This window comes from Micromonospora sp. DSM 43699 (assembly GCF_055517075.1).
The window spans coordinates 1-415 of sequence record NZ_JBTMMT010000253.1 but is presented as its reverse complement, the minus strand read 5'-3'; the positions used below and the strand labels follow the sequence as shown (position 1 = coordinate 415).

Annotated in this window: 1 pseudogene; it reads right to left on the bottom strand. The window is 67.2% G+C overall.

Annotated features, from left to right (window positions below):
- Positions 1–415: pseudogene (locus AC0AIB_RS31510) on the bottom strand (pyridine nucleotide-disulfide oxidoreductase); the annotation flags it as partial.

Here is a 415-nt window from a genome sequence, read left to right as displayed (position 1 = left end):
GGACATTGCCGGTGCCGTCCAGCTCGGTGCGCTCGGTGCGCAGCGCGGTGACCTTGCCGTCCTCGCCGAGGATCTCGACCGGGGACTCGAAGAAGTGCAGGAACAGCTTGTGCGGGCGGTCGCCGACGTCGCGGATCGCCCAGTTCTCCAGGGTCTGCGCGACCATGTTGGCCTGCTTGTTCTCCCGGCGGGTGGCGATGGAGCCCTCGTCGTACTCGATGTCCTCGGGGTTGACGATGACCTCGATGTTGGGGGAGTGGTCCAGCTCCCGCAGCTCCATCGGGCTGAACTTGGCCTGCGCCGGGCCACGCCGCCCGAACACATGCACCTCCAGCGCCTTGTTCTCCTTGAGGCCCTGGTACACGTTGTCCGGGATCTCGGTGGGCAGCAGCTCGTCCGCCGTCTTGGCCAGGAC